The organism is Bremerella sp. TYQ1 (genome assembly GCF_020150455.1).
GTDB classification, from domain to species: Bacteria; Planctomycetota; Planctomycetia; order Pirellulales; family Pirellulaceae; genus Bremerella; species Bremerella volcania_A.
In genome coordinates this window covers 6527698-6554059 of sequence record NZ_CP083740.1, presented here as the reverse complement: position 1 = coordinate 6554059, position 26362 = coordinate 6527698, and the positions used below count along the sequence as shown (strand labels likewise).

The following is a 26362-nucleotide window of genomic DNA, read 5'->3' as shown; positions in this document are numbered from 1 at the left end:
AGTTATTGCTCCGCAATCCGCGCCGACTTAAGACGAACTTGGGAAGAGGGGTGTAAGTGATAGCCTTTCACAAAGTCGCGTTGGGCTATACGCACCGGCACATGCACCAGCGGAAGGACAGGAGCATCTTCAAATATCAACTGCTGAGCCTGTTCGTAGAGCTTGGCTCGTTTGTCGGTATCGAGCTCGAACTGAGCCTCATCGAGAAGCTTATCCACTTCGGCATTTTTGTACTGGCTCAGATTGTTCCCGCCAATCTCGTTAATGTTGTCGGAATGCAGGAGCGTATGCAGAAAATTATGAGGATCAGCAATGTCGGCGCTCCAACCACTTAGCCCCAATTGATGCTCGCCACGTGTCATACGTTGAAAATGCTGCCCAATATCGTTCGTGATGATTTCAATTTGGAAGCCAACTTTTTCCAACTCATCCTTGATAAAGATCGCCGTCTGACGAGGCTGCTGCATATATGGCCGCGGCTGATCCATGACGAAAAGCTCTAACTTTAAAGGCAAGTTAAAGCCATACTCTTCAGATGCTTCCTGCAGAAGTTGTTTTGCCTTTTCGACGTCATGTTTTCGCTCGGGCAGTTCGGTATTGTGTCCCCATAGCGTCGGCGGGACCATCGACTTTGCATTTTGAGCATGTCCCGAATAGGCAACTTCAATCAGTCTTTCGCCGTCGATGGCATAACAAATTGCCTGTCGAACTTTAGCTTTGTCCAGCGGAGGCTTTTGCGTTTGAATTGTCAGATAACCAATGTTGATCCCTGGAGTCGACTGCACGATTACCCCAGGAGCTTTTTCCAAGCCATCGACCTCCGACGGCGGTAAGTTATCCGCCATATGAATTTCGCTGCGTTTCAGCTGCGTCACGCGAATGGAGCTCTCTTCGCTTGGCAGAAAGACGACGCGAGAAACGCCAGCAGGCTCTCCCCAGTAGTCTTCAAAACGAGAAAGTACGATCTCTTGTTTCGGTTTCCAATGCACGAACTGAAACGGACCTGACCCGACTGGATTTCGCGTAAAGTCAGCCCCATACTTCTTCACCGCTGTTGGGCTGACAATTCCCGACGGGTACATCGCAATATTGGCCAGAAATGTTGCTTGCGGCTGTTTCAAAGTAAATTTTACGGTCAGATCATCGATCGCCTCGATCTTCTCAATCTGGGTATAGCTCGAATAGTACGGGATAATGTTGCTATGGACGTGCGGATGATCAGGGTCAAGAATTCGCTCGAACGTAAAGACAACGGCGTCAGCATTCAAAGGAGTGCCATCGTGAAACTTCACATTGGGGCGAAGCTTGAACGTCCATTCTTTTCCGTCGTCACTCGTTTCCCAAGACTCGGCCACGCCAGGTACAAGCTCCAGCGTTTCATCATCGTAGGCCACGAGCGGCTCGAAGACGTTCACGATCACCTTGACCGACTCACCAATATCAGTGTGAATCGGGTCCAGAGCGTTTGCATCCCCGCCACGGCCATAGATCAGCGTATCGGTGACGGCAGGCCCACCTCCACTGCCACAGCCGATGAGAAAGATCAGGAAGCCAAGACTGAGACTGATTCGGAAAATTCGCAACAATTCCATGCGGCAATTCACGCTGTCGAACTGAGATTAGTGTGAAAGTTCGATTTTAGCCATGTAGACCGCTGAAGGACAACCTGAACGGTAAGAGACGTACCGATCAATTTGTGACCGATGAATCATTACCGCTGGCACCAGAGAGGGGCGACACGCCAGAAAGAAGCTTTGTGAAATCTACCCCCGCGTTCCTGTCATCAGGGCGAACCGCGGGATTCTCGCTCAAGTCGTCCAGCAACCGATAGTCGCCAGGAATGCGAGCGGAATAAGCTTTCATCGCGGGAAGGGGGTTGGCCCAAATCGATTCGCTTGGCTCCGAAAAGAGATCGTCCCACATCATTTTCCACTGCGAGAAATCGATCGAGCGTTTGGAACTTGCCCCCATGGAAGTCGATTCCAACAAAATCATCTCTCGTGTAGCGCTGCTCAGGGCGTAGACATTGTCTTCACAGGTAAAAGCAATCGATTTGCTCATTTCATCGACGGTATCTTTGGTCGTTCTTTGAAAGAGCAGCGGAGTTGTCTTTCCCCAGACAACGGCACAGTTGAGCATCCATGTCCGCAGCGGAATGAGGACTGTCCCTTCGCGTCGAATGAGGCTCCCGGCAGTATCTAGCGTGCATCCTTCCAGTCGCATCTGAACAATTCCACTCATTGCACCAACTGCTGCCTCGGAATAGGAGCTAAGGACGTTGCCAGACAGAGCGATCAAACTATTTTCGCAAATAACTCGAAGCGGCTGCTGCCCATTACTTCGCAGCAAGCTTGCTTCGCCCTTGATCATCGAGTTTCTGATATCAACGATGCAGTAACGAGCACTTCCGAGCACGCTCGTTGATGTCGAATCAGTCGCTGTAGTGCTAGGAGTGGAGATAACGGCAGTGGCCCGGCGTAACGATTCAGGTATCAGTGTTTCGTCGTCGCGCTGCACAGTCACCTGGCAGCTGTCCATTTTAAGCTCCGCATTTTCCAGTTGGAAAAGCGACCACTCGCGCATTGAAACCGGCGGCAAGACAATCTTTAGTTGAATTTTTTGAAGGGTTAGCGTGTTAGAACGCAAAAGGATCATTCGATCCCAAGGCTCGATGTCTTGCGGTCGAAATACAATCGAAGGCGTGAAGCCCGGAGCCGCACGGACTGTCAAGCTTTTGTCACCGAGCACAAACGGTCGCTCGACACCGAGCTCTCCCGAATAACGCAGTTCGATCGTATCAAGCAGCGGGTCGGCTTGTGCCATCGTGATGGCTTCGTACAACGTACTGGCATCGGCAGGAATGGTTACCACGTTGGGTGCGGCCGGTGGTGCAGGTTCTTTCGCAACCACCGCAGCAGGTTCCACTGGCTTCGGCGTCGAAACGATCGGTTCTGTAGGAACGACCGGAGAAGCAGTCGTACCGCTATTGCCCTTCGGAGCCGCCAGATTGTCGACAACTTCCGGCGTCTTGTCAGGCATCGGCTTGGTATCTTCAATCGGCTTTACTGTACTTCCGGTTTCCGACTTCGAGACAGCCGAATCCGATTCCGACGTTACCCGCTGCTTCTCGGGAATAATCGGCTGCATATTAGCCGCGCTGGAATAGCTTGGATCGGAAATCAGGCTATCATCTTGCGCCGACCATATGGCCTCTAAAACAAAAACGACAACGACCAGAATGATGGCCGGCATAACCCATGGCAAATGTCGTTCGACTAGCGAACTACGATTTTCTGTCGTCGGAACGTAGACAGCCGACGTGACATGCGGCGACGCAAGATTTAATTCATCGATAAGAAGCAGCGCCGCAGCAATCAGTTCCCCAGGCTTTTGATAGCGATCGTTCGGATTCTTAGCCATCAGACGGCTTAAGATATGTACGACTTCATCAGGGACTTCTGGCCGAAATTCCCGAGGATCTGGTGGTTCTTCACCACTGTGACTCAGCAGCTTCTGAAGAACAGTCCCTTCCGGAAATGGCGGTCGCCCTGTCAGCATAAAGAAGAAGGTGCACCCCAACGAGTACAAGTCACTTCGAACGTCTGCACTACGAGGGTCGCGGGCTTGCTCTGGGGAAATGTAGTCAAATGTTCCAAGCGTCATTCCGGACGCTGTCAGGTCGCTGTCTTGTGAATTGACTTGGTGCAGACGAGCAAGCCCCATATCGACCAGCTTTGCTCGGTGCTGAGCATCGACAAGGATATTCGACGGCTTGATATCTCGATGAACCACGTCACGAGTCGAAGCGTGGTCCAAGGCTTCGGCAACTTGAACGAGATAACTTACGGCGAGCTCAATCTCGAGCGGCCCGCTACGTTCGACCTCGTCACGGATGTTCGTGCCATCGATAAACTCAAAAACGATATAGTTCCACCCTTTGTCCTCGCCGACGTAATAGACCCTGGCGATGTTCGGATGGTCGAGGCGGGCCGCACTTTGGGCTTCGTTGCGAAAGCGACGAACCGTTTCTTCTTTGGTGTTGTGCTCGCCGGAAAGTACTTTCACGGCGACTTGACGATCCAAGAGCGTATCGTGGCCGCGAAACACGGCCCCCATTCCCCCGGCGCCCACGAAAGCGTCCAGTTGGAAATGCCCAAGTGTTTGCCCAACGAGTTCTTTCCCCAGCGTCAATTCTGCCAGAGAGTAAGTCCTGCCGGTCGAATCAGCGACGCTCCCCTTTTTGGTGGAAATCACCGTGGGCGGCTCTTCCAGATAATTCCTTCCATCTGGCAAGTGGTCTGCGGTTGCCGAATCGCTTCCGCGAGCCTCTGCAGCAGGCCCCTTAGCCGACGATTGGAGTTCGTCTTCTTCAGGCTTGGGGCTATCAGAGTCTTTGGGCGAATCAGACATCAAGTTCGCTGTTCGAAAAGGACAGGACGCGACAAGGAAAAGGAACGTCGGTACCGGCTGCCATCGATAAGAAAAGTGTAAGTATACCTACTTGCTAATTGTATCCTGGCGGAGAATTCTCTCCACCATAAGTTCACTAGAACCCCCATTCGGCAAGGTTCTGCGACCGCATCACCCACGCAACCGTCATGACTCACCCCTCGGATGAATTGCCCACATGGGGGGAATGGCCAGCCGTGCTAGTCGTCTCCGGCGTGGATTTGGCAGTAACTTTCGTATCGACGCGTGTCCAAAATCCCGTCGGCGACGGCATTTTTCACAGCGCAGTCTGTTTCATGCGTGTGGGTACAGTTGGGAAATCGGCAGCGGTTAATGAACGGCCGAATGTCACGAAACAGCCCGGCTACTTCTTCAGCAATAATGTCCCATAACTGAAACTGCCGAATTCCTGGCGTATCGATCACATGGCCAGCGGTTGCCAACGGAATTAGCGTCGCCGTCGTCGTCGTGTGCTTTCCCTTGTCGTTTTCACGACTTACGGCGTTCACTCGGAGGTTTAAACCTGGCTCGATGGCGTTCAACAACGACGATTTTCCGACACCACTCTGACCAGACAAAACGGTGTCTTTGCCATGCAACGCTTGGCGCAATCGCTCGATGCCGATTTCCTCTTTCGCGGAAACGAGATGAACTTCGTACCCTAAGCTTCCATAAACGCCGACAATCGTTTGCAGGTCAGCCGGGTTTAGAAGATCGATCTTGTTGATGCAGATGATCGGCCGAATTCCGGCATACTCGGCGGTAAGCAGATAGCGATCAATCAGATTGGGCTTCAGACCCGGCTCAGCCGCGCTGCCGACGATGATCAGCTGGTCGACATTAGAAACAATGATGTGCTGGCGGCCGCGACTCGTCCGGCTAAGGACGCCATAGCGAGGCTCGACACTTTCGATTATGCCTTCGTTTTCGCCACTGGGTCGGAACCAAACATGATCGCCAGCCGCGACAACGTGCCGAACGTCGGTCGCCATCGTCTTGAGAAGCCGCCTGGTGGCACATTGATAGACCGTCCTATCCTCGGCTTCGACTTCGCTGATGAGCCCTTGGACTTGCAGCACACGTCCCGGGAGGCATGTCTCTTTGTCGACATGAATAGAGAAGTTCTCTCCTTCCCCTCCGTCGTCTCCCTCTTGGCCGACAATCGTTCGCTTGCGAGTCAGCTCACCTTTTCCAGAGATTCGTTCACGGCGAACGGACTTATCTACATCGAATTCGTCTCGATTAAACCGCTTGGTGATGTCACCCTGCCGCACCTTCTGCGTACGGTTTTTTCGAAACTCAACGCGACGCTTCTGTTGCCCCTTACCTTTTTTCGCCATGGAAATCCTGATCCCCTCGTCCTTTTCCGGGAGAGGAAACTTAGTTCGATTCTTCCGCCTTCAAATCGTCCGTATTGATCTCTGGCGGAGGCGTGGCGTGTCCGTTGGAAGCAATTTCCATCTCGGAATTCAACTTGCTTGCCTTAGAACGGTGCACGGAAGGACCGATCAGTTTTTCAACTTCTTGATCGGAAAGCTCTTCATGTTCGCACAACGCATTGGTCAGCTTAATCAGCTTGTCCTTGTTGGTTGTCAGAACCTCGATCGCTTTGTCGTGCGACTCGTGCAGAATCCTCGCGACTTCGTCGTCGATGATCTGCATGGTGTGCTCGCTGAAGTGGCGGTTTTCGTGAATTTCGCGACCGAGGAATGGATCTTCATCGGTAATTTTATAATTCACGGGACCGAGACGTTCGCTCATGCCCCACTGTGTGACCATGCGGCGAGCCATCTTCGTTGCTCGCTCTAAGTCGTTCTCGGCGCCGGCACTAAGTTCGTCGTAGGCGATCTTCTCGGCAGCACGGCCGCCTAAAATAAATGCCAGCTGGTCGTACAGCTCGCTCTCGCTGATATTCATCCGGTCTTCTTCCGGAAGCGTTTGCGTTACGCCCAAAGCTCGTCCGCGAGGAATCACGGTCACTTTGTGAAGTCGATCCACGCCGGGCAGCAGCCATGAAAGCAAAGCGTGCCCTGCTTCGTGATAGGCCGTTTTTTCTTTCTCGCGAGCTACCAACGATTCTTCGCGACGTGCTCCCATCAAGATCTTGTCGCGAGCATACTCGAAATCTTCCATCGTCACTGCTTCGCGATCTTGACGCGTCGCCCACAACGCTGCCTCGTTGATCAGGTTGCGAATGTCAGCACCTGTCAGCCCAACGGCACCTGCAGCGAGTCGCTCGATATTGACGTCGTCAGACAACGGCACATCGCGGACGTGTACTTTGAAGATCTCAACTCGCCCCTTTAATGTAGGACGATCGACGGTGATATGGCGATCGAAACGACCAGGCCGCAGCAATGCTGGATCGAGAACGTCGGGACGGTTCGTCGCGGCAATCACGATGACTGTTTCGCCCTGCACAAAGCCGTCCATCTCGCTGAGGATCTGATTCAACGTTTGCTCACGTTCGTCATGCCCACCACCAAGGCCGGCACCACGCTGGCGTCCAACAGCATCAATTTCATCGATAAAGATAATCGAGGGACTGTTGTCTTTTGCGGTCTTGAACAAGTCACGAACACGACTCGCCCCCACACCGACAAACATCTGAATGAACTCAGAACCATTGATCGCATAAAACGGCACGCCAGCTTCACCGGCGATCGCACGAGCGAGCAATGTTTTCCCGGTACCGGGAGGCCCGACTAACAGGACCCCCTTGGGAATCTGACCGCCAAGTCGCTCGAATTTTTCCGGCGTGCGTAGGAAGTCGACAATTTCCAAGAGGTCACTCTTAACCCCTTCCAGGCCAGCGACGTCCTTAAACGTGATTGCCTTTCGAGTCGCCTCGTAGCGCTTCGCGGGACTCTTGCTAAAGCCAGAAAGGAAGCCGCCGCCCATGATCTGATCTCGGCTGCGGCGGAAGCTGTTCCAGATAATGAATAGGAACACCAACGGCAGCAACATTATGACGATCCAAATGATCGACTGCATTGCTTGAGACGACGTATCGATTTCACGCGGCACGTTATGTTCGCGCAGCATCGCTACCAAATCGGCATACTCAGGGGACTCTTGCGACGCAATCCGAACGCGAAACGCCTTTGGCTTCTTAATGAAGTTTCCCTCAGAATCCTTCTTCGCAACTTCTTTGCCATCCTTGATTTCCATGACATTCTGCGGGACTTTTAATTCGCCCCGAGCTTCCATGTCACCAAGTACGACCTTTTCGACATTCCCGTCTTTGATTTCCTTTTCAAATTCGGAAACGGTCAGCGTTGAGTAAGGAGAGTCGGCGGTCGAGATCAGCATCAGCACGACGGCAGCCAAAAGAATGGCGAGCGCGACGACCGTAAAATTAGGCCGCATCCCACCACCTCCACTGGGGCGTTCGTTAGGCTGATCTTCGTTACGCGGATTTTCCGCCATGCAATGATCCTTTGCAGTCGGACAAGTTCACGGTTCTTTAACGTTATATACGTCGCTACATTGTAGCAGTTACTGGCGTCCCTTGGCGTGCCGGACACGAATAATGCCCAGCAGTCCTAAGAACCGCCAATAATTATTGCGGATAAACAACTTAAGTAAAAAGGGGCTACCCCAAATATCATGGCAAGTCGTAGCGATGTGCCGATACGAAAACGTGCGGTGGTGGGCGTGATTGTTCGCCAGAATACCTTCCTGACGATTCGCCGCAGCCAGTTCGTTGTTGCCCCTGGAAAGGTCTGTTTCCCAGGAGGCGGCATCCACACAGGAGAATCCGAGGCAGATGCTCTAATACGAGAAGTTCAGGAAGAACTGGGCATCGACGCCGTGGCTGGCGAGCGACTGTTCGAGACGGTTACCCCTTGGGGCACATCTGTTGCGTGGTGGTATGCCCAAATCGATGAAGAAGCGACGCTTGTCTTAAATGCCGAGGAAGTCGCAGAATCGTTCTGGCTCACAGGGCAAGACTTACTGCGGAATCCCGATCTATTGACGAGCAATCGGGACTTCTTGGTTGCCTGGGGACGTTCGTCGTTCGTTATTCCTGGAATAACGGTTCCTGACGATTGGGATGAAACTGCCGGTTAAACAGTTCTGGATCGAATTCGTCCTTTACTTCCGGCTTCTCTTTCGGGGTCACCCCTTTCTTAGGGATCGATCGATATGGCATTTCACGACCACCTTTTGAAACGTTCGCGTTACCGCCGAAAATAGGGTTCACAGGAATAGATTCGCTCGGTCTCCGACCTGTTTCTTTTGGCTGCTGAAGTGCCTTGGGCATTTCAGCAGGGGCGTCAAACGATGCCGGCATAATCGTGGGAGTGGCTGTCGCTTTCATGGGTCGCGGGCCCCGTGCGGCCGCGAATACCCAAGCCTGAATGGCTCGAAGCTGCTCTGGAGACAAATTGGGGGCCGTTCCATCACCGTGGCGAGTGGCACTCTTGGTCAAAAGCGGGCTGTTCTGGGCTCGTTCATAATCGATGTAAGCCAATGCGGAATTCATGTTTCGCACAGTCATTCGCCGCGGAATCGATCGGACGTTCTCGAACTCGACTAAGCGAAATGCATTTTCTGAGTTCTCTGCATGGCATCGGCTTGCCGCACAACCATTCAACATGATCGGCTGAATAGTACTTGTGTAATATCGAACTACCTGGGGCGACAGTGACGGATCAGGCTCCTCAAAGTCAGTGCTTTCTAAACTGACGTCAGGTTTCGTTACCGGCATGGCGTACTGCACCTGCTCGATTTTGTCAGGATTCGCCTTTTCATCCAATTTGATCTGAAATCGGCGATCCAATCGGATCACATCTGTCTGATTGGGGCCAGAACGCACCGCAATTGCGTGGTGATAAGCAGCTTCTTCCCACAACTGCAGGTCTAAGCACCAGTTCGCGAGTTCGACGTGGTCGGCCACGGTTGTTGTGCCAACTTTGGCTTTTTGCCGCAAGTAAGCCTCTTCAATCGACTTACAAGCAAACGCCACACGCTCGGCAGGCAATCGAACGACGGAATCTTCGTTGATCGCTAACGAGTAATATTCGCCTTCCTGCGTGATTCGCCCACGCATCGCATTACCATTGCTCAGGACAAGCACCCCTTCATAGGGAGCCGCCAAAGGAGACTGTGCCCAGCAAACCGAGGCAAGTAGGCAACAAGCGATCAGGCTAAGAGTGGTAGTTTTCATAGGGGCGGAACGCTACCAATTCGACAATAGATGCGTCAATTGCAGTATTTTTGCATTAGGCCATCTACAAGAGTGGATGCAACGATGGTTTAAATCGCCGTAAGCCTTGAAATCGGCACAATAGCAATGAAGAAAACTTAATCGACCGATCCATCCAACATCTTGGCACGTATAGAGTTTCAGCATCTAGCTGACACGCCCTTGGTGAACTATCATGAGAACTTGCTAGTTGCTATCGCATGGTTCCCTAGAGGGTGGTGAAATGACGGACGCATCAACCCGAATGCACGTAGTCTTTTCCGGGCATGTGCAAGGTGTCGGATTCCGACAAACCACCACTCAGATTGCCAAGTCTTTTCCTGTCGTCGGCTGGGTAAAAAACCTTCCCAGTGGCAACGTAGAGCTTGTCGCAGAGGGTTCCAAGTCGGCTTGTAGCGACTTCCTGGCTGCCATTCGTGATCGCATGTTTGAGTACATTAACGATCTTGATTGTCAGTGGTCTGATTCGTCCGGCGAATTGGAAACCTTCGAGATCCACTATTAATTCAACCTCGTCGAAGCACTTACTTCGCTTCGTGCCTGGCAACCCATTAATCGATTTATGATCCCGACCCACTCTTCCCTTCTCGGCTTCTTTTTCTATATCGACGAAATTAATCGCCAACACTTGGCAACAGCCGTATGGTTGTTTGCCGTTGGTGTGATCCTCGGCCTATTGGCCGTGGCGTTGATTTGGGCATTACTTCTCGCAATTTCACCTAAACTTGGTGGACGATGCACGCAAGCTTTGCGAGGCCCCGTTCTGATGCCAATTTCAGTGGTGATGGGTATCTGGGTAATCATGGCGTTCGCCTTGCTGCCGATGGTTCCCAATGCCATGGGCATTCTGAACTCCCTTAAGCAAATTCCAACCACTGGTGAGTCGACCTACGAAATCGTGGTCCCTGTCGCGACCGGCGATGTCGATGAGTTTGGCAACGTTCCAGCCCAGACTCTCGACGTTACGGTCCTGACTGACCAACTTCGCAACATCACCGTCGATAGCTCGGGAAAGATCGAGCTTGTCGCTCGACTCGAAGGCACCGACGAAGACGTTGTCGCGTTCGACATCAGTGGTGGTGAGCGTTTTGAATGGCGCCGTGGAGACCGAGGGACTTTACTTCGCAAGATCCCTGCCAATGAGTCGATCGATCTTTACGCTCGAAACATCACGAATTCTGATATTTCGATCGACATGAAGATTGTGACGGAGCCGGAACACATCGAGGCCGAGTCGATTTTCTTCATTGGTACTTTGGTGCTGTTGCTGTATGGCACTTTCTTTGCCATGGTCTGCATCTTCCCCAAGATGTCGGCAATCGCGGAAGCTACGGTTCGTAGCGAAATTTACCAGTTGCTGTTCCTGATCTGTGCGGTCGTTGGCTGCTTGTTCATGGTCGCGTCGATCTATATTCCTTACCAAACGTTTGGCGAAGACATCAAAGTGCTTAAGCATACCTGTCTTCAAGCCATGATGGTGCTGGGAATTATCGTCGCCATCTGGGCTGCAAGTCGCAGTGTTTCAGAAGAAATCGAAGGGCGAACCGCACTCACCCTTCTCTCGAAGCCGGTTAGCCGCCGTCAATTCGTGCTTGGCAAGTTCGCTGGCATCGCCTGGCTGGTGAGCGTTTTGTTCATCATGATCAGTTCGGTCTTTGTCGTTGCCGTTGCCCAAAAGCCTATTTTCGACAAACGCGAAGGTGCAGTCGTCGAATACGAAGGGGAAAAAGGGGTTACCTGGCAGTTGCTGCATCATGAAGCGATGAGCGTCGCCCCTGGCGTTCTGCTTGTGTTCATGGAAACTTTGGTGCTTGCCGGCGTTTCGGTCGCTATTTCGACGCGGCTTCCCATGGTTGCCAACTTCATGCTCACTTTTGGCATTTGGGCGTTAGGGCACTTAACACCGTCGATTATGGAGGCGTCCGTCGAGGGATTCGAACCGGTGCAATTTGTCGCCAGCTTTGTGGCGACGATTCTTCCGGTGCTGAAGAACTTCGAAATTTATGGTGCCATCTCGGCTGGCCGAGAGATTCCGATGGAATACATCGCAGGTACCGCACTTTACACCGCACTTTATGGTGCCATGACGATGTTCCTGGCGTTGATCTTGTTTGAAGATCGCGACCTTGCCTAACGTCGTCGATAATCCATTCGAAATAAAAAAGCCACCGCGTTGATTGCGGTGGCTTTTCTTTTGGGTGGATATAACTTAACGCGCTAAGCGGCCTTCTTGATCGTTACGACATGCTTAGGTTCTGGTCGCATGGCAGGGCCGACAAGATTGACATTTCCACCATCCCACTGGTGGGCATGAACCGCATCGCTGATTTGCAGGGCGACAGAAAGGGCTTCGCGAGCCGCTTGCCCGGTTACCGTTGGCGTAAGTCCACGCTGAATACAATCGGCGAATTCACTCAGTTCCGCTTCAATCGCGTTTCCAGGCGCAACTTCTGTTTCCTGGCACGGCAAAACGCTCGAGAACAAGTGATCCCGGACCCAGGTTTTCCCTTCGGGCGAGAGCTTGTGAACTTCGGCGACACCTTGCTTGACGATATCGTCTGCCACAATGGACCGAACATTGCGAGTCGTGAAGTCGACTCCCACGAAGCCGGAATCGCTAAAGACTTCCATGTGCCGCGAAGGATTATAGCTGGCACGCGATGCGGTCAGATTCGCAACGCAGCCGTTAGCAAACGTAAGGCGAGTTTCGACGATATCTTCGTGAGGCCCAAAAACGGTCAACCCGGTTGCCTGAACATCGACGACAGGGCTACGAACCATCGATAGCACGAGATCGATATCGTGAATCATCAGATCCAGCGTTACGCCGACATCGACCGAACGGAACGTATAGCCACTGGTTCGCTCACCTCGAATAAAGCGAGGCGATTCGATTTTTTTACATGCTTCTCGAAAAGCAGGATTGAATCGCTCGACGTGTCCTACCTGCAGGACGCTTTGATGATGCTCGGCCAGCTCAATCAACTCGTCGGCATCTTCCGTGGTGAGCGTAATTGGCTTTTCGATGAGAACATGCTTCCCCGCTTCCAGCAGGGGCGCGGCGACCTCTTTATGATAGAGCGTCGGCGTGGCGATGACGGCGGCGTCGATCTTCGATGCGATTTCGCTGACGTCGTCATAGCCCTTGAGCTTATGCTCTTTGCAGAACGCATCGCGTGTCTCTTTAACTGGATCGACAACGCCGACCAGATTGAACACCGAGATGCCCTTCGCCAATTTGGCGTGAATTTTACCCAGGTGGCCGGTCCCAATGACCGCAAGTCTTACCTGACGCATTGCCAACATCCTCTGCTTGGATCGCACGGCGTTACGAAGCGTTTTGTAAAAAAATCAGGCGGTCCGCCGTGACAAATAGGCAACCTGATTTTCTTTCAGAAGTTGTTTCACCAACTCCGCATTCAAACGATGACCGCTACGATTTGCGATGATCGTTCCTTGAATATCACAACCGGCCAGCGACAGATCACCGACCAGGTCTAAGACTTTGTGCCGTACACATTCGTCTTCAAAACGAAGCTCGTTGTCGATTGGTCCCTCTGGTCCAAAAACTAAAAGCTCGCTGAAATCTACATGCGTTCCCAGCCCTTGCTGACGCAGCCATTCCGCTTCCTGAAGCAACAGAAATGTTCGCGCAGGGGCCAATTCAGCTTGGAAATATTCTGGGGTAAGCTTTCCCTCAAGCGTCTCGCGACCGATCATTCCATCGGTGCCGAAATCGAGACGATACTTGAACTTCATGCGGTTAGAACCACTCGGTCGGGCTTCGACCCAGCATTCGTCATCGCCGACGCGTACCACTTCCGAAATCGCCAATACGGCCCGAGGCGACGATTGTGTTTCGACGCCTGCTTCTGCCAGTTGCTCGACGTAGGCCTTGGAAGACCCATCCAGCCCAGGCATCTCTGCCGAATTCACGTGCACCAGGCAGTTGTCGATCTGCAAACCGGCCAATGCCGCGAGGACATGTTCGACCATTTCGACCGTTGCCCCTTGATGCACCAAATTGGTACGTCGCGGAACTTCGATTCGATAATCAACTTGAGCAGGTACCTGGGGAGCACCCTCTATATCTTCGCGAACGAAGACAATCCCGGTGTCCTCGGGAGCAGGCTCGAAGCGAACTGTCACTTCCTTGCCACTCCAGTAGCCGCGGCCCGATACGGATGCGGTGGCCTTGATGGTTTGCTGAAGTCGTGCGATCGGTTCGCCGGTCGAGGCGATGGATGCGGAATTCATAGAGGCAGTATCTAGCCAATAAAGGCAAAGGAAATCTATCGAACGACAAAAGGCGAGACCAACCGTGCGGCCTCGCCTTTGTTCATAGTGACTATCAACCTTGGGCGAGCCCGATTTAGAAGCGACCCTGCGGTACTTGGCTGGTACCGTTGTTGATCGGAGCACGAGCGACGCCGTTGTTCAGGATGTTCAAGATGTCGTAGGTGATGTCGATCTGGTTTTGATAAATCACCGGACGATTGACACCTTCCAAAACCGATTGACGGTTGGTTGGGTCGATTTCGTTGCTGTTGTAACGAAGAACCAAAGTGATGTTGTGTCGCTGTGCGAACGTAGCAACCGTTTGAGTCACTTGGTTATAGGTGTTGAAGTAGATGCGGGCTTCTTTTTCCATGAAGTCCTTCTTCTGCATGCCCACTTTGACTTGCAGATCGGCTTGAACCTTAGCCATCTTTTCTTCCAACTGCTTGTACTCTGGGGTACCGGCCTTGAAAGCCTGTAGCTGCTCAACCATGCCCTTCATCTGGTCACGATCTTGCGTCAGAGCTTGTTCGGCAGCGTCGACGGAAGCCTTAAGCTCGTCCATCTGCTTCTTGAACAAAGCGTGATTCTTGAAAATGACTGGGATATCGATAACGGCAATGTTACCGGCACTTGCCTGCTGGGCCGAGGCAGTGCTGACTTGACAGAAAACGGTCAACGCGACCGCGACACAGAAACAAGAGAGAATTCGCTTCACTTTCAGCACTCCTTGCTGGACAAAACTGGTCCTCATGACCATCTCGTGGACAGCCCATGGCGGGTGGCTGCCACGGAACAAAAACGATTGCGAAACACACCGTCTGAACGGGAAAGTCGCGACATTTTGCCGAAGAGCCGCGATCACGTAAAGTGCAATCTGAGTAAATTCTTTCCCCTACAACTTCTGGGCTGATCCAGACCTTCGCGAGGTTACTACGCCCTATCGGCAATCGAGGTTCGATCGAGTCCAGGAAATCACCTCTCGTCCGAAATTTCGAGGACGAATCTTGGGCTAGCATTCCAGGCCGGCGATACCCATTCTCGCGACTCAACCTAAATTAAACTTCGGAACTACCGAGGCGGGGCTAGCGTGACGGTTAGCTTAACTTCCTTGCCATCACGAAGAACGACCACTTCGACTTTTTCGCCTGCTTTAAATTTGCGAAGAGCCGCGTCGAAATCTTCCAAACCGCCGATTCGGTTCCCTCCGAGATCGATCAAAACGTCCCCGCCCTTGATGCCAGCTTCGGCGGCGGGACTTCCGGGACTTGCTCCTTGAATGCCGTACCCTTTCCCGACGACGGTGAAATCCGGAATGCTACCGAAGTAAGGACGAGAACCACCTCGCATCTCAGGCTGCTTGCTTTCCACGGCAACATACTTTGGACGATCGTCGGTCTGATCGATCGCAAGCAAGATATCGACTGCATAGTCAATGATTCGCGACATACCTTCGAAGTTGATCTTGTCGGTGTCGTCGCTCGGACGGTGATAGTCGTTGTGGGTCCCGGTAAACAATGCAAGCACTGGGAGCTGCTTCGCATAGAAGGAAGCATGATCGCTTGGGCCGAACCCACCCGGATCTTTGGTGAGTTCAAACTTGTGCTTTTCGTTGAGGCGATCCAGCAGCGGTTCAAACAACTCTGCCGTACCACTTCCCATGGCAATCAACTTGTTTTCATCAAGTCGCCCGACCATGTCCATGTTGAACATCATGAGCGTCTTATCGATTGGGATCACTGGCTCTTTAACGTAGTGGGCACTTCCCAGCAGCCCCTCTTCTTCCCCAGTGAATCCGATGATCAAAACACGATGTTTCAACTCCTTCTTCTTCTCGACAAGTCGGCGGGCAACTTCCAATAATGCAGTCGTCCCCGAGGCGTTATCGTCGGCTCCGTTATGAATTTCATGAGTAAGCGGAGCCAGACTGCCAGTGCCTCCCATGCCTAAATGATCGTAATGGGCTCCGACAACAATGACTTCGTCAGATGTGGCATTAGGGGCATCGATCAAACCGATTACATTTCGCACGGTAGCTTTTTCTCGAACGATGTTCGTTTCACCGACCGCCCGATAGTCCCCCAGAGGGCCGACGATTGGCTTCAAATCTTTGTCGATCGATTGCTCAATTTCCGAAAGTGACTTTCCGAACTGTTTTTCAATCAATGGCTCGAAAACGCTTCGTTTTGCGAAAATCACGGGAAACTTCGGGCGAGTCGACTCCGGCCCAGCTCCTGTAAGAGGCAGCAACTCGTCCATACCCTGCTCGAGTTGTTCGCCATACTCTCCGATCTTCTTTCCGAGCGACGTGATCTTGTCGAGATACGCTTCAATCTCTTCCGGAGATCGCTCATCGCCTGACTTGTGCTCTTGCTGAACTTTAACCAAGTCCGTCACAGCCGTATCAAACGCAGCTTTCACATGGGCACGGATTTCTTCCAGCCCTTGGGCATCGTTGATCAAGATGACGCCAGCGGCTCCTTTTTGATAAGCATTGGAGATCTTGCGACTAAACAATGCGTGCTGAGAAGAAGTCGTGCCATCAAAGACGCTATGCGGATTGGCTTGCTGGGGTTCTTTCCGCAGAATGACAACCATCTTGCCGTCGACGTCGATCTCGGCAAACTCATCGAAATCGAGTTTCGGTGCGGAAATTCCATAACCGACAAAGACCAAGGGGGCATCAAACGTATTGCTTCCGCCTACCGCTAGAGGAGTAAAATCCTTGCCGATCTCTAGCTTCTCGACGGTCGCTCCGGAAACAAGTTTCAGAGTGTTGCTTTGTACCGGCCCAAGCTCTGAAGAAATATTCACCTCGAAGTTCTGAAACGGCGAACCGTTGACCAAGTCGGTCTTCAATCCGATCGCCTCAAACTGCTTCGCGAGATACTGGGCCGCCTCTTCGAGACCATCGCTACCGATCCCACGCCCCTCGAGTTTGTCCGATGCAAGAAAGCCTAAGGTCTTTTTCAGGGACTCGACATCACGTTTTGGTGGAGACTCCGTCGACGTTTCCTGCGCCATCAGAGTGGCAGGCATGGCCAGGATCGTGAGACAAACCAACAGCTTGGCAAAGGCGGGACGAACAAACATCAAGCGGCATTCCACAAAAGAGGGATTCGTGCTTTCCGGAGAAGTTGGGCAACTTACGATTCTTTTCCGTAGCCAGTCCTTCGTCAACCGATAACTCGCCGCATTGCCAGCGGGATGCAAATCGTCGTAAAATCATTTCTCAGTTGAGATTGTTTATTACCTGGACCGCTGCGTCGTCATTCCCGAGTTTGTAGTTTGGCTTCACTATTTGTCATCCAAGGCGACGACCAAGGACGCCGGTTTGAATTAGCGCGTGACATGATTTCGATTGGTCGAGATCGTGGTAACGAGATCGTTCTGCACGATACCGAAATATCGCGTCGCCACGCTGAAATACGCATGACCGACGATGGCTTTCGACTGATTGATCTTCAAAGCTCCAATGGATGCTTCCTCAATCAGAAAAGAGTCTCCGATTGCCAGCTGACTCATGGAGACCGATTGCAGCTCGGTCACACGCTGATGATCTTCACCCATACCGCTTCGGCTCCCACAACTCGGCCGATCAGTGTGAGCCTGCAAGAGCGGCACCGTGAAGGGTCTCGGATTATTCATTCGATTCGACACGAAGAAGGCAGCCAGATCTTTCTGCCTTCCGAGCTTCGTGAGCCAGGAGAATCGCAAAATCTGCAAGACAACTTGCAGCTAATCTACGACACGGCTTTGGCCGTCAGCCGAACGCTCGATATCGAACAATTACTCGATTACCTGCTAGGCCTTATTTTCAACTGGGTCGAAGCGGATCGCGCATGCATTGTGTTGATCGACTCGCAAACGAAAAAGCCCGAAGCCAAAGCACAAAGAGTCCGCGAAGGCCAAAGCGGCATCGACGAGTCGATCACCATCAGTCGCACGATTCTCGAATACGTACTTACCAATCGTGAAGGGGTTCTCACCTCCGATGCCCAAGACGATCAGCGCTGGTCGCCGGAAGGAAGCATCATCAACAGTGGCGTAAACGAAGCGATTTGCGTTCCCATGCAAGGCCGATACGGCATCGTTGGGGCGATATACATCGATACGTTTATCCCTCCCGATATGTCGTCATCCCCGACCAAGTCCCGCTTTACCGAAGACCACCTGAAGCTGATGATCGCTATCGCTCATCAAGCAGCGTTAGCAGTAGAAGACACGCACTACTATTCGGCCGTGGTTCGTAGCGAACGACTTGCCGCTATGGGGCAAGCGGTCGCCGCCATTTCGCATCATGTGAAAAACATTCTGCAAGGGATTCACGGCGGCAGCTACATTATCGAAGAAGGCATCAAGTCCGGCAAAATGGATGTTGTCCAGCATGGCTGGGGCATTGTCTCTAGAAACCAAGACCGCATCGCACACTTGGTCATGGACATGCTTTCTTTCAGTAAGGAACGTGAACCGGATCGCAGCAATGCATCGCTCAACGATGTCGTGGAAGACGTCGTCAATTTGATGCGGGCACGTGCGAAAGAGAACGATGTCCTACTGGAGTTTCGCCCTGACATCGATCTTCCGATGGGGCTGTTCGACGAAGAAGGAATTCACCGCGCCGTGCTAAATGTGGTCACGAACGCGATTGATGCCGTAACAGAAATCGAAACAGCTCGCGTTGTCGTTTCCACGGAATTCCGTCAACAAGATCAAACACTTGCCTGTTTGGTTGAAGACAACGGGTGCGGAATTCCGGACGAGATGCTGCAAAAGATCTTTTCAGCGTTCGAATCGACCAAAGGTAACCGCGGCACAGGACTGGGGCTTCCTGTGACTCAAAAGATCCTCCAAGAACATGGCGGAGACGTCCTCGTGGAAAGCACTCCTGGTCAAGGGACCAAGTTTATCCTGCATTTCCCTTGGATCGCGGTTCCGACCGAAGAAACCCGCTATTAACTTGCAGGATCGTACCCGGCAGGTTTCCCCACGAAGGGATTCGATTCGATTTCGTCCCCCACGGTCGTCGTCGGTCCATGGCCTGGCAAAATGATTGAATCGGTTGGCAGCGTAAACAACTGCTCTTCGATCGATCGCTTCAAATCCGCGAAGCTGCCATCCGGAAAGTCGGTACGTCCGATGCTGCCGCTGAAAAGCACGTCTCCCCCCAAAACGATGGTCCGCGTGCCATCTTTCACAACGAATACGACGTGCCCCTGGCTATGCCCTGGGGTTTCGCGGACCTCGAAGTCGATATCAGCGGCCGAATAAACATCCCCCCCTTTGACTGTCGCGTCCTCTTCCGGACTAACAAGCGCCAGCCCAAATGGTGCACTCAAGTTCTTATTGGGATCGGTCAGCTTTTCAGCGTCACCATGCCCAATCACCAAAGGGGCATCCGGCCACATTTGCTTCATGGTGCCGTTGCCAGCGATGTGGTCGCTGTGACCGTGGGTGTTGAGAATTGCCGCAACTTGAAGTTTCCGCTCCTCGAGCGCTTTCACGATTTTTTCTGGCTCTAATCCTGGATCGACGACAACACATGACGTAACACCTTCTCGATAAAGGAGATAGGTGTTTTCATCGAACGGCATACTGACGATTCGGATAAAATTGATCTCAGGCATCAAAGGAAGATCGCACTCCACTTTGCGGGCAAAATTGGATACAGTAACTGCGCATGATAAACCATCTGACGAGATCTTGGTAATCTGTAAAACTTTGACGCTCGTTTGGAAGGTATTCAATTTGCCGCCATGCACGATGCGATAAGACGCTGTAGGGCATCCTTTCGCTCATGGTAAGGCGAACCAATTTGCTAGCAAGCGCCGCCTCTCGCGAACAAACGAGTCCGGCGCATCGTACTTTTCATTCTCGCAAGGATCGCGAGAAAACCGGACCGGAACAATAACGGAGATTGATCATGACCAAGTCCCTCCTCTCTCGCCGAACGCTGCTCGCCGGCGGCACGGCTTTGGCCTGCGGGCTGACCCGGGCGACTTACGGTGAGGATCAACGTCAGGGCTTACGCGAGCCCGTTTATCGCGTTTCCAACCGTACCGGCGGCCCTGCTCAGCAGGTTACTGCCGAACACCCGCTGGCCCCTGCCCTGCGAATGGCGGAACAAGGGCTGACAAGCATCAACCAGAACATTCGTGATTACGAATGCACGCTCGTCAAGCGAGAGCAAATCAACGGTAAGCTGACCGATCAAGAGTTCATCTATACCAAGATTCGCAACGAGCAAGCCGACGCGAGTGGCCGTGTCTCGACGCCATTCAGCGTCTACATGTACTTTCTGAAACCTTCCAGCGTGAAGGGCCGCGAAGTGCTGTACGTGAAAGGGCACAACAACGGGAATCTGATGGCTCACGAAGGGGGCGCCCTGCTGAAGCACGTCACCGTTTCGCTCGACCCATTAGGTGCATTGGCCATGCGTGGCCAGCGTTATCCAATCACGGATGTCGGTATCAAGAATTTGATCGTCCGTTTGATCGAAGTCGCCAAGCAAGACATGCAATATGGCGAATGTGACGTAAAGTTTTACAACGGCGCAAAAATCAATGGTCGCGTTTGCACCGTGATCGAAGTGGTTCACCCAGTACCACGAAAGAACTTCCGCTTCCACAAAGCTCACGTCTTCATCGACGATGAACTTCAAGTGCCGATCCGATTCGCTTCGTGGGATTGGCCATCCCAGCAAGGTGGACAACCAGCAATGCTGGAAGAATACACCTACATGAACTTGAAGCTCAACAATGGCTTCACCGATGCGGACTTTGACCCGCACAACGAAAAGTACGGCTTCAACGTTTAGTCGGCTTTGAAAGCTCAATATTAAAAGGTCCCCGTCTCGCCGACTGGGGCCTTTTTTTATGCCTAAGAGGCATCTTCGATCGAACGTTCTTCCAATTGAAAAGACTGACGCACCCACCAGGCACTTAACAACATCAGGCCGATCGCAATCACCGCAGTCACAAGAAAGAGCCCAAATCCTTCGACTTCGCCGGCCTTCTCATGCACTGGCAAAAATGCCATGTAGTCGATCGAAGCCACACGAATCAGTTCCCGGATAACCGAAGCACAGAATAGCATCCCCGATAAAAGTAGCACTCGCGGAATCACCCAGCGACGACTTATGGCTTGTGCCTCGGGAAGCCAAAGTACAATTTGCGTTGCCCATAAAACTACGCCGAGCCCTATCCACAAGATGCCGGAGAAACTGCTGACGGCGGCGAACCCTGGCTTCGACAAAGCAACTGCCCCAAGCGAGGCCACGCCGAAAACCGCAAGGCCAGCCAAAGCCATCCAGCGAATCCAACCAACCGCTGGCAAGTCTTCGTCCGTCGCGGTGCCTTCTCGCAAATAAGCCAGCTGAGCTGTGACAATCGAGGCCATGCTCGCGAACGCAACACCGAGCCATACGCCAGAACGTGAAACGACCTGGAGAATGCTCAGCGGAAGTTGCCTGGTGGCAAACGTCTCAGGCCAAGCATCCGGCTGGCTCGAAACCAAATGGTTCGCCGTCCAGCAAAAACCAATGAAAACAAACAGTCCTGCATTAAGTCCAGCCACAAGAGCTCGTTGCCACCAAGTCAACCGCTCGAACCAGTTACTCTTCAAAACATAAAGCAAATAGAAAGCAGCAATCAGCGATGGAATCACTACCATCCATCGCCATCCAAGCAGCAAGTTAGCAGTATAGAAATTGTGCGGCACCAAGATCTGCACGAAGAGCAGCGGCGCTACGCCAAAGGTAATCGCAGCACTCAGCCCAAACGGCATCCAATCCCGCAGCACGCGAATGACCGGATTGGCGATCAACTTTGTTTTGTCAGCCCGATACCAAATACTGGCTCCGACGATCGTCAAACACCCAGCGACGACAAAATGCATCGACACGTGGTGTGTTACGAAAGTCGCCAGGTACAACAGCATGTAAGTTAGCGAAGTCAACGGAAGGTCAAACGGGAACGGCATCTTAGTTTCGCACCTCCTCGACGAGATCACTGCGATGTTGTAGCCCCGAACCGGGTTCGGTACCGGCGGCATCGAGCCATTTCTGAATGTCCGCTAAATCTTCTTCCTTGATCGCCGCTTCCGCCGATTCATCATCTTGATCTTCGACCCACTTGAGGTATCGCACTAACGATTCCAACTCCTCCGGTGTACCAGCAAAAGGAGGCATGAACGGCTTGAGATGCTGCAGTTTCGCAATGTTCATTCGCATCTGCTCTTCGTCCCACGTTTTCGTAAGATCGACCACACCATTGATACCTACCACGGTATGACATACCGCGCATTGCCGCCGAAACACCTTGGCTCCCTTGGTGGTGATCTCGCCGGCAACTTTTGTCCCTTCGGTAAGCGGATAGGGATCGTTGGCCAGGCAGCCATCTTTTCGCATCTGGGCGATCTCGTCCGGGAACAGCCCGTTGGAATACATCCAGTAGCGAATCGAATAAGGCTTCCGAGACCCTTCTCGGACAAATTCCCCCCCAGCAGTCGCTCCAAACGCAAGCATGAGCAGCAAAGTGGCTGTCGCGCCGTTGATATAGAGCTTCTGAAAGAACATTCCGATGACCGCATAACCTCCGATTGCCACGGAGGCTCCAACGGCAATGTTCAAAAACAATGTCATCGCTGGACTGCCACCGGTGATCCAACCACGGCTATCCTCTGGCATCACCATCACAAACCAAATGCCGAGAAACGGCATCAAAATCATGGGCAGAAGCAAATGCGACGCGTAATTAATTAGCGTTCGCTTTTCGTCCTGCTGAAGCTTGTTCATGGTGTTCACAACGATACATGCGACCAGCCCAGCCAACGTCAGCGCGACAATCGTCCGAAAGAACAGACTCGGCCAGAACGTCGGGTTAAAAAATCCCGCGACAATCGAATGCGTTTCAATCCACCCACCGGGCGTTAGCTGCCAGCTGATGATACCGTTGATCAGAAACAAGCTCATCCACGCCGCGAACGCATACATGCCCAGCAATTTCAGACAGGTCGCGTCGTCGACATGACGGTGGTAACGGTAAAACAAATAGCCTGCAAAGATCTCTAGCAGGAAGAACAAGTATTCCGTCGCCCAAATCCAGTGAAAGTTAAAAATCATCTCACCGATCGTTGGGGCACTGACTTGAATGGCAGTGAACCAGATTCCAACTCCGGTCACCGCGCCCGCGACGAAGCTGATAAGAACCAACCACTTGAAATAGCCATGCACGAATAGCCGCGCATTGGCACAGCGGCCAGTCATAGAAAGCCACTGGAAATAGCAAAGTAGCATTCCCCCGCCCACCGCAAACTGGGCAAGAAACACATGCACGACCGCCACGATTGCCATCAGAATTCCTGGCATGAGTGGGTCGTATTGATTGACCGGATAAACTTCCATGGCAGTACTTGCGCCCTCATTCACGCTGTCAATCGAGTGGCAACTTCTACTTTCAATTTTACATCCCAAGAAAACAAAAGCCCGTGCGGCATTTTGTCGCACGGGCTTAGGTGGTGCAAGAAAAGAATCGAACGGTTACGGTTTCGAGACTCTGGCAATCACGACAAACAACGATTCCGAATTCGACTCGACGTGACGGTAAACATTGATCACGTCTGCTTGATTGGCATCCAATATCGTATTAGAGGTGAACGAATGCGTCTCTCGATCGGAAGGATGGTAACCTGAGGTTCGCTGCGGCGACATGACGACTGGTAGCTGTCGTTCAACCGTTACGCCCAAGCCAAACTGTTCTCCGCTACGCACCCATGGCGTAGCTTTCACGGTTGCTTCGCCCATAGAAACGCGAGGAGGGATTCGGCCTGAACTGGTCGAACGCATGTATCCAGGATGAGACATGCCAAACTTGGCCCATTGCTCGAGGTCGTGAAACGACTGCAACGAGAATGCGTCGATACTGGAGTAAACTTTGTCACTCGACTTGGGCAACTTATTTTGGACTGCATCTTGAAGCTCGAACCATGGCTTGGACTTTCCTTTCTCAACGGTCGCTTCGATTTCCTTAATCAAACCTTTGTCGATGGTTCCTTGCTCCGCGTCTGCCGAACAAGTAACCACAATGAGTTCCAGCTTCAATTTGATGGGATTATCAGGTTTCGCGGTCTGGCCAAAAGAAGTCGCACTCAAGAGAGCGACGATAAAAAATGACAGGGCAATGCGCATCACGAGGCAAACCTTTCTAAATGCATGACGGAATTATTTCTCTAGCGAGCCGAAGCTCGTTGGGGCATTAAGTAAGACGATAAACCGAACTCGAACGATTTATCTCCATTCGACAAGAACGACAATTTCTTCTAATTGATCCCCCTTCTTCCTCGCAATTTCTGTCAACACAGCTGGAGACTGAGGTTCCAGACGCAGCTTGCCTTCCGCGGTAATCGTTTCAATGGAGGGGGGTGTCGTAGCAGTTGACGCAACGATGCGTGAAGCGGAAGAACGTTGCCGGGCTCTCAGTTCGTCCAGCATTTCTTCGCGTGTCTTAGGTGAAGAAGTTTCGGAAGCCTCTTCCGTTGAAGTCGCTGCCTCAGGGGATTCTGCCACCTCTTTATCGGCTGGCTCTTTATCTTCGGTCACTGCGTCCACGTAGGACTTTTCAAAAGTAATTTCCAACTCTAATTTGCCTTCGACAAAGTCAGAGGCGTTAACACTTACCAGCGTGCCAACGTTATGAAAGCTATAGGAAGTCGTGCTACGCCCACCGCCCATCTGCGAAATGCTACTGGGGTAGGCCTCGCGTCCGCCACGCTGGATCGTAATTTGCTTACCGGCAATCGACTTCGCTTGAATGTAGTCGAACAATTCCACTTGTTAATTGCTTTTGTCAGCCAGCCATGGCAATAACTTCGCCGAAAGTGGCGGCCCTGGCTCTTTCAGCATGCTCATCACTTCTTCTGCCAAAGTACGCTCGGGCAAGTCCTCCTGAGCGCGACGAATCAGCACAATGTCTACCGTACATGAGTCAGGCACTGCGGTCTTATCGTTGATGGTAGCTTCCGCCGCTGTATCGGCAGGAGCATTTGCCACGGCAGCAGCTTCTTCAGACTCTGGCTTCTTGGTTACTTGGGGATCGACTTCATCGCTTGAGAACAGTTTTGCCCGATATTCCGCATAGCGGCGATCTTCATTGCTACGCCGCTTCGCCGCACTGCGTTCTCGCTTTAGATTTTCCCAATAGGTGTGAAACTCTCGAATCGTGATCTGCTTCTTCGACCAAGCATCGGGAAACCTTTGGTGAAAACCTGATTCAAGAAAACTGGGTAGGTTTGCGAATTCATCCCCTTCCACGACCCCATTGCCATCCTGATCGAGATGCTGAAAGTAAGATGCGTGCGGGCTCGATTCGATTGTCACTACATCGTCGGTGTCGTTGCCGCGACTTCTCGTAGAACCAGGCAGAAGCGAACTTATATATCGATCCAACCCTCGCTGACGATCCTGCTCACCTTCCGCATGCCGTTGAGCTAAAATCTTCTTTAATCTTGCCTGATAAAGCGATTCAACAACCTCATGAAATTGATCAATGGAAATGGGAGGGCCTTCGAGCGGAACGTGTAACTCGCCATCCTTCAAAGTTGCCCCAAAAAAAGCGGACTTGATCGAGCGAGGTAGCTCATGCCCTTCTTTCCCAGATATAACCTCATCGCCATTGGTGTCGAAGCTGCGAAAATAATCTGCATGTCGGCTGTTAAATTCCTCTTCTTTCCTTTCATCCTTCTCTTGTACGTTTGCTTCGTCCTTATCCTCATAGGCCGTCAGTAAACTAGAAATTGGTTGATCCTTCGCACCATGATGGCGATATAGAATGTTCTCCATGGTGCGTCGCATTTCAACGTCGCGAAGGAATTCACCGAAGGCATCCATAAATGAGGAAAAGGTGATTCCTTGCGAAGACGCATCCATTTTCTCAAGCAGAATCTGCCGATGGCCACTTACAAGCTTTCCCTGAGAAATCTCTTCCTTGTCCAACGTTCCATCGTCGTTGCGATCGGCGTATTCCCATAAGAGACGATTACTTTTCACTACGCGAGGGTCATACCCTTTCCAGCGTTTCATCAACTTGGCGACTTCCAGAAGATCTTCCACCGTTGCAGCAACATGTCCTTGAGAAGAACGTCGGCGAACGAGGATTTCGAACATCTCCTCAGGAAACGGTTGGAGATAGGCCTTCAATTCTTCGCCGTCGAGGACGCCATCTTTATTTTGGTCGGCTTCCTTGAACTCTGTTTGGTAGGCATGAACCGAGCTAGAACTCAGTTCACCTACATCCGCCGATGCAGGCGACACACAGAGTAAGACGCTAAGAATCGGTACCGAAAAGAAAAGTCGTATGAGCATCGGGGACAACTCCAACGAAAAACACCCTAATTCGCGCGAGCCCCATTCTACCCCCCAGCGAAATG

Annotated in this window: 20 protein-coding genes; 5 read left to right on the top strand and 15 right to left on the bottom strand. The window is 52.2% G+C overall.

What is annotated here, in order from left to right:
- Positions 1-2: 2 nt before the first annotated feature.
- The 4 genes from LA756_RS26725 to ftsH form a co-directional block, all read right to left on the bottom strand.
- Positions 3-1592, bottom strand: coding sequence for an ABC transporter substrate-binding protein (locus LA756_RS26725; protein ID WP_224437771.1), 1590 nt, complete (start codon positions 1590-1592; stop codon positions 3-5).
- A gap of 97 nt (positions 1593-1689) precedes the next feature.
- Positions 1690-4410, bottom strand: a complete 2721-nt coding sequence (locus tag LA756_RS26720) for a serine/threonine-protein kinase (protein ID WP_224437770.1) — start codon at positions 4408-4410, stop codon at positions 1690-1692.
- A 239-nt stretch (positions 4411-4649) separates the two neighbouring features.
- Complete coding sequence (gene rsgA, locus LA756_RS26715) at positions 4650-5789, bottom strand: ribosome small subunit-dependent GTPase A (RefSeq protein ID WP_224437769.1); 1140 nt, start codon at positions 5787-5789, stop codon at positions 4650-4652.
- Between the two features lie 40 nt (positions 5790-5829).
- A complete protein-coding gene (gene ftsH / locus LA756_RS26710; RefSeq protein ID WP_261362128.1) occupies positions 5830-7761 on the bottom strand; it encodes an ATP-dependent zinc metalloprotease FtsH in 1932 nt (643 codons plus the stop codon).
- Between the two features lie 297 nt (positions 7762-8058).
- Here ftsH and LA756_RS26705 point away from each other — a divergent pair, with 297 nt between their 5' ends.
- Entirely contained in the window at positions 8059-8523 is a 465-nt protein-coding gene (locus LA756_RS26705; protein WP_224437767.1) for an NUDIX hydrolase, read from the top strand.
- On the opposite strand, the gene LA756_RS26700 is transcribed toward LA756_RS26705, so the two are convergent.
- Positions 8474-9622: a hypothetical protein gene (locus LA756_RS26700; RefSeq protein ID WP_224437766.1), complete on the bottom strand. Its 1149-nt coding sequence runs from the start codon at positions 9620-9622 to the stop codon at positions 8474-8476. The two genes, LA756_RS26705 and LA756_RS26700, sit on opposite strands and share 50 nt — an antisense overlap.
- A 262-nt stretch (positions 9623-9884) precedes the next feature.
- Here LA756_RS26700 and LA756_RS26695 point away from each other — a divergent pair, with 262 nt between their 5' ends.
- Both LA756_RS26695 and LA756_RS26690 read left to right on the top strand, forming a co-directional pair.
- Complete coding sequence (locus LA756_RS26695) at positions 9885-10166, top strand: acylphosphatase (protein WP_224437765.1); 282 nt, start codon at positions 9885-9887, stop codon at positions 10164-10166.
- A gap of 57 nt (positions 10167-10223) precedes the next feature.
- Positions 10224-11795 carry an ABC transporter permease gene (locus LA756_RS26690; RefSeq protein WP_224437764.1) on the top strand — a complete coding sequence of 524 codons (1572 nt, stop codon included), beginning with the start codon at positions 10224-10226 and terminating at the stop codon, positions 11793-11795.
- 83 nt (positions 11796-11878) lie between these two features.
- Here LA756_RS26690 and LA756_RS26685 read toward each other — a convergent pair whose 3' ends face one another.
- The 4 genes from LA756_RS26685 to LA756_RS26670 all read right to left on the bottom strand — a co-directional run bounded on the left by LA756_RS26685 (position 11879) and on the right by LA756_RS26670 (position 17032).
- Positions 11879-12958, bottom strand: a complete 1080-nt coding sequence (locus tag LA756_RS26685; protein ID WP_224437763.1) for a Gfo/Idh/MocA family protein — start codon at positions 12956-12958, stop codon at positions 11879-11881.
- Between the two features lie 54 nt (positions 12959-13012).
- The gene (gene lpxC / locus LA756_RS26680) at positions 13013-13918 is read right to left on the bottom strand and encodes a UDP-3-O-acyl-N-acetylglucosamine deacetylase (protein WP_224437762.1); all 906 of its coding nucleotides are present in this window, start codon (positions 13916-13918) and stop codon (positions 13013-13015) included.
- A 115-nt stretch (positions 13919-14033) separates the two neighbouring features.
- Entirely contained in the window at positions 14034-14693 is a 660-nt protein-coding gene (locus tag LA756_RS26675; protein ID WP_224437761.1) for an OmpH family outer membrane protein, read from the bottom strand.
- 317 nt (positions 14694-15010) lie between these two features.
- Entirely contained in the window at positions 15011-17032 is a 2022-nt protein-coding gene (locus tag LA756_RS26670; RefSeq protein WP_224437760.1) for a M28 family peptidase, read from the bottom strand.
- A 195-nt stretch (positions 17033-17227) separates the two neighbouring features.
- Here LA756_RS26670 and LA756_RS26665 point away from each other — a divergent pair, with 195 nt between their 5' ends.
- A complete protein-coding gene (locus LA756_RS26665; protein WP_224437759.1) occupies positions 17228-18898 on the top strand; it encodes an ATP-binding protein in 1671 nt (556 codons plus the stop codon).
- Here LA756_RS26665 and LA756_RS26660 read toward each other — a convergent pair.
- A complete protein-coding gene (locus LA756_RS26660; protein WP_224437758.1) occupies positions 18895-19566 on the bottom strand; it encodes an MBL fold metallo-hydrolase in 672 nt (223 codons plus the stop codon). The two genes, LA756_RS26665 and LA756_RS26660, sit on opposite strands and share 4 nt — an antisense overlap.
- 296 nt (positions 19567-19862) lie before the next feature.
- Between LA756_RS26660 and LA756_RS26655 the strand changes: the two genes are divergently transcribed.
- Positions 19863-20756 (top strand): DUF1571 domain-containing protein, encoded by an 894-nt coding sequence (locus tag LA756_RS26655; protein WP_224437757.1) that lies wholly within the window; start codon positions 19863-19865, stop codon positions 20754-20756.
- 62 nt (positions 20757-20818) lie between these two features.
- Here the strand turns inward: LA756_RS26655 and LA756_RS26650 are convergent, their stop codons facing one another.
- The 5 genes from LA756_RS26650 to LA756_RS26630 all read right to left on the bottom strand — a co-directional run bounded on the left by LA756_RS26650 (position 20819) and on the right by LA756_RS26630 (position 26297).
- Complete coding sequence (locus LA756_RS26650; protein WP_224437756.1) at positions 20819-21919, bottom strand: hypothetical protein; 1101 nt, start codon at positions 21917-21919, stop codon at positions 20819-20821.
- 1 nt (position 21920) lies between these two features.
- A complete protein-coding gene (locus LA756_RS26645) occupies positions 21921-23342 on the bottom strand; it encodes a c-type cytochrome (protein ID WP_224437755.1) in 1422 nt (473 codons plus the stop codon).
- A gap of 135 nt (positions 23343-23477) precedes the next feature.
- A complete protein-coding gene (locus LA756_RS26640; protein ID WP_224437754.1) occupies positions 23478-24128 on the bottom strand; it encodes a hypothetical protein in 651 nt (216 codons plus the stop codon).
- Between the two features lie 96 nt (positions 24129-24224).
- Entirely contained in the window at positions 24225-24767 is a 543-nt protein-coding gene (locus tag LA756_RS26635) for a hypothetical protein (protein WP_224437753.1), read from the bottom strand.
- Between the two features lie 3 nt (positions 24768-24770).
- Positions 24771-26297 (bottom strand): EF-hand domain-containing protein, encoded by a 1527-nt coding sequence (locus tag LA756_RS26630; RefSeq protein ID WP_224437752.1) that lies wholly within the window; start codon positions 26295-26297, stop codon positions 24771-24773.
- Positions 26298-26362 lie beyond the last annotated feature (65 nt).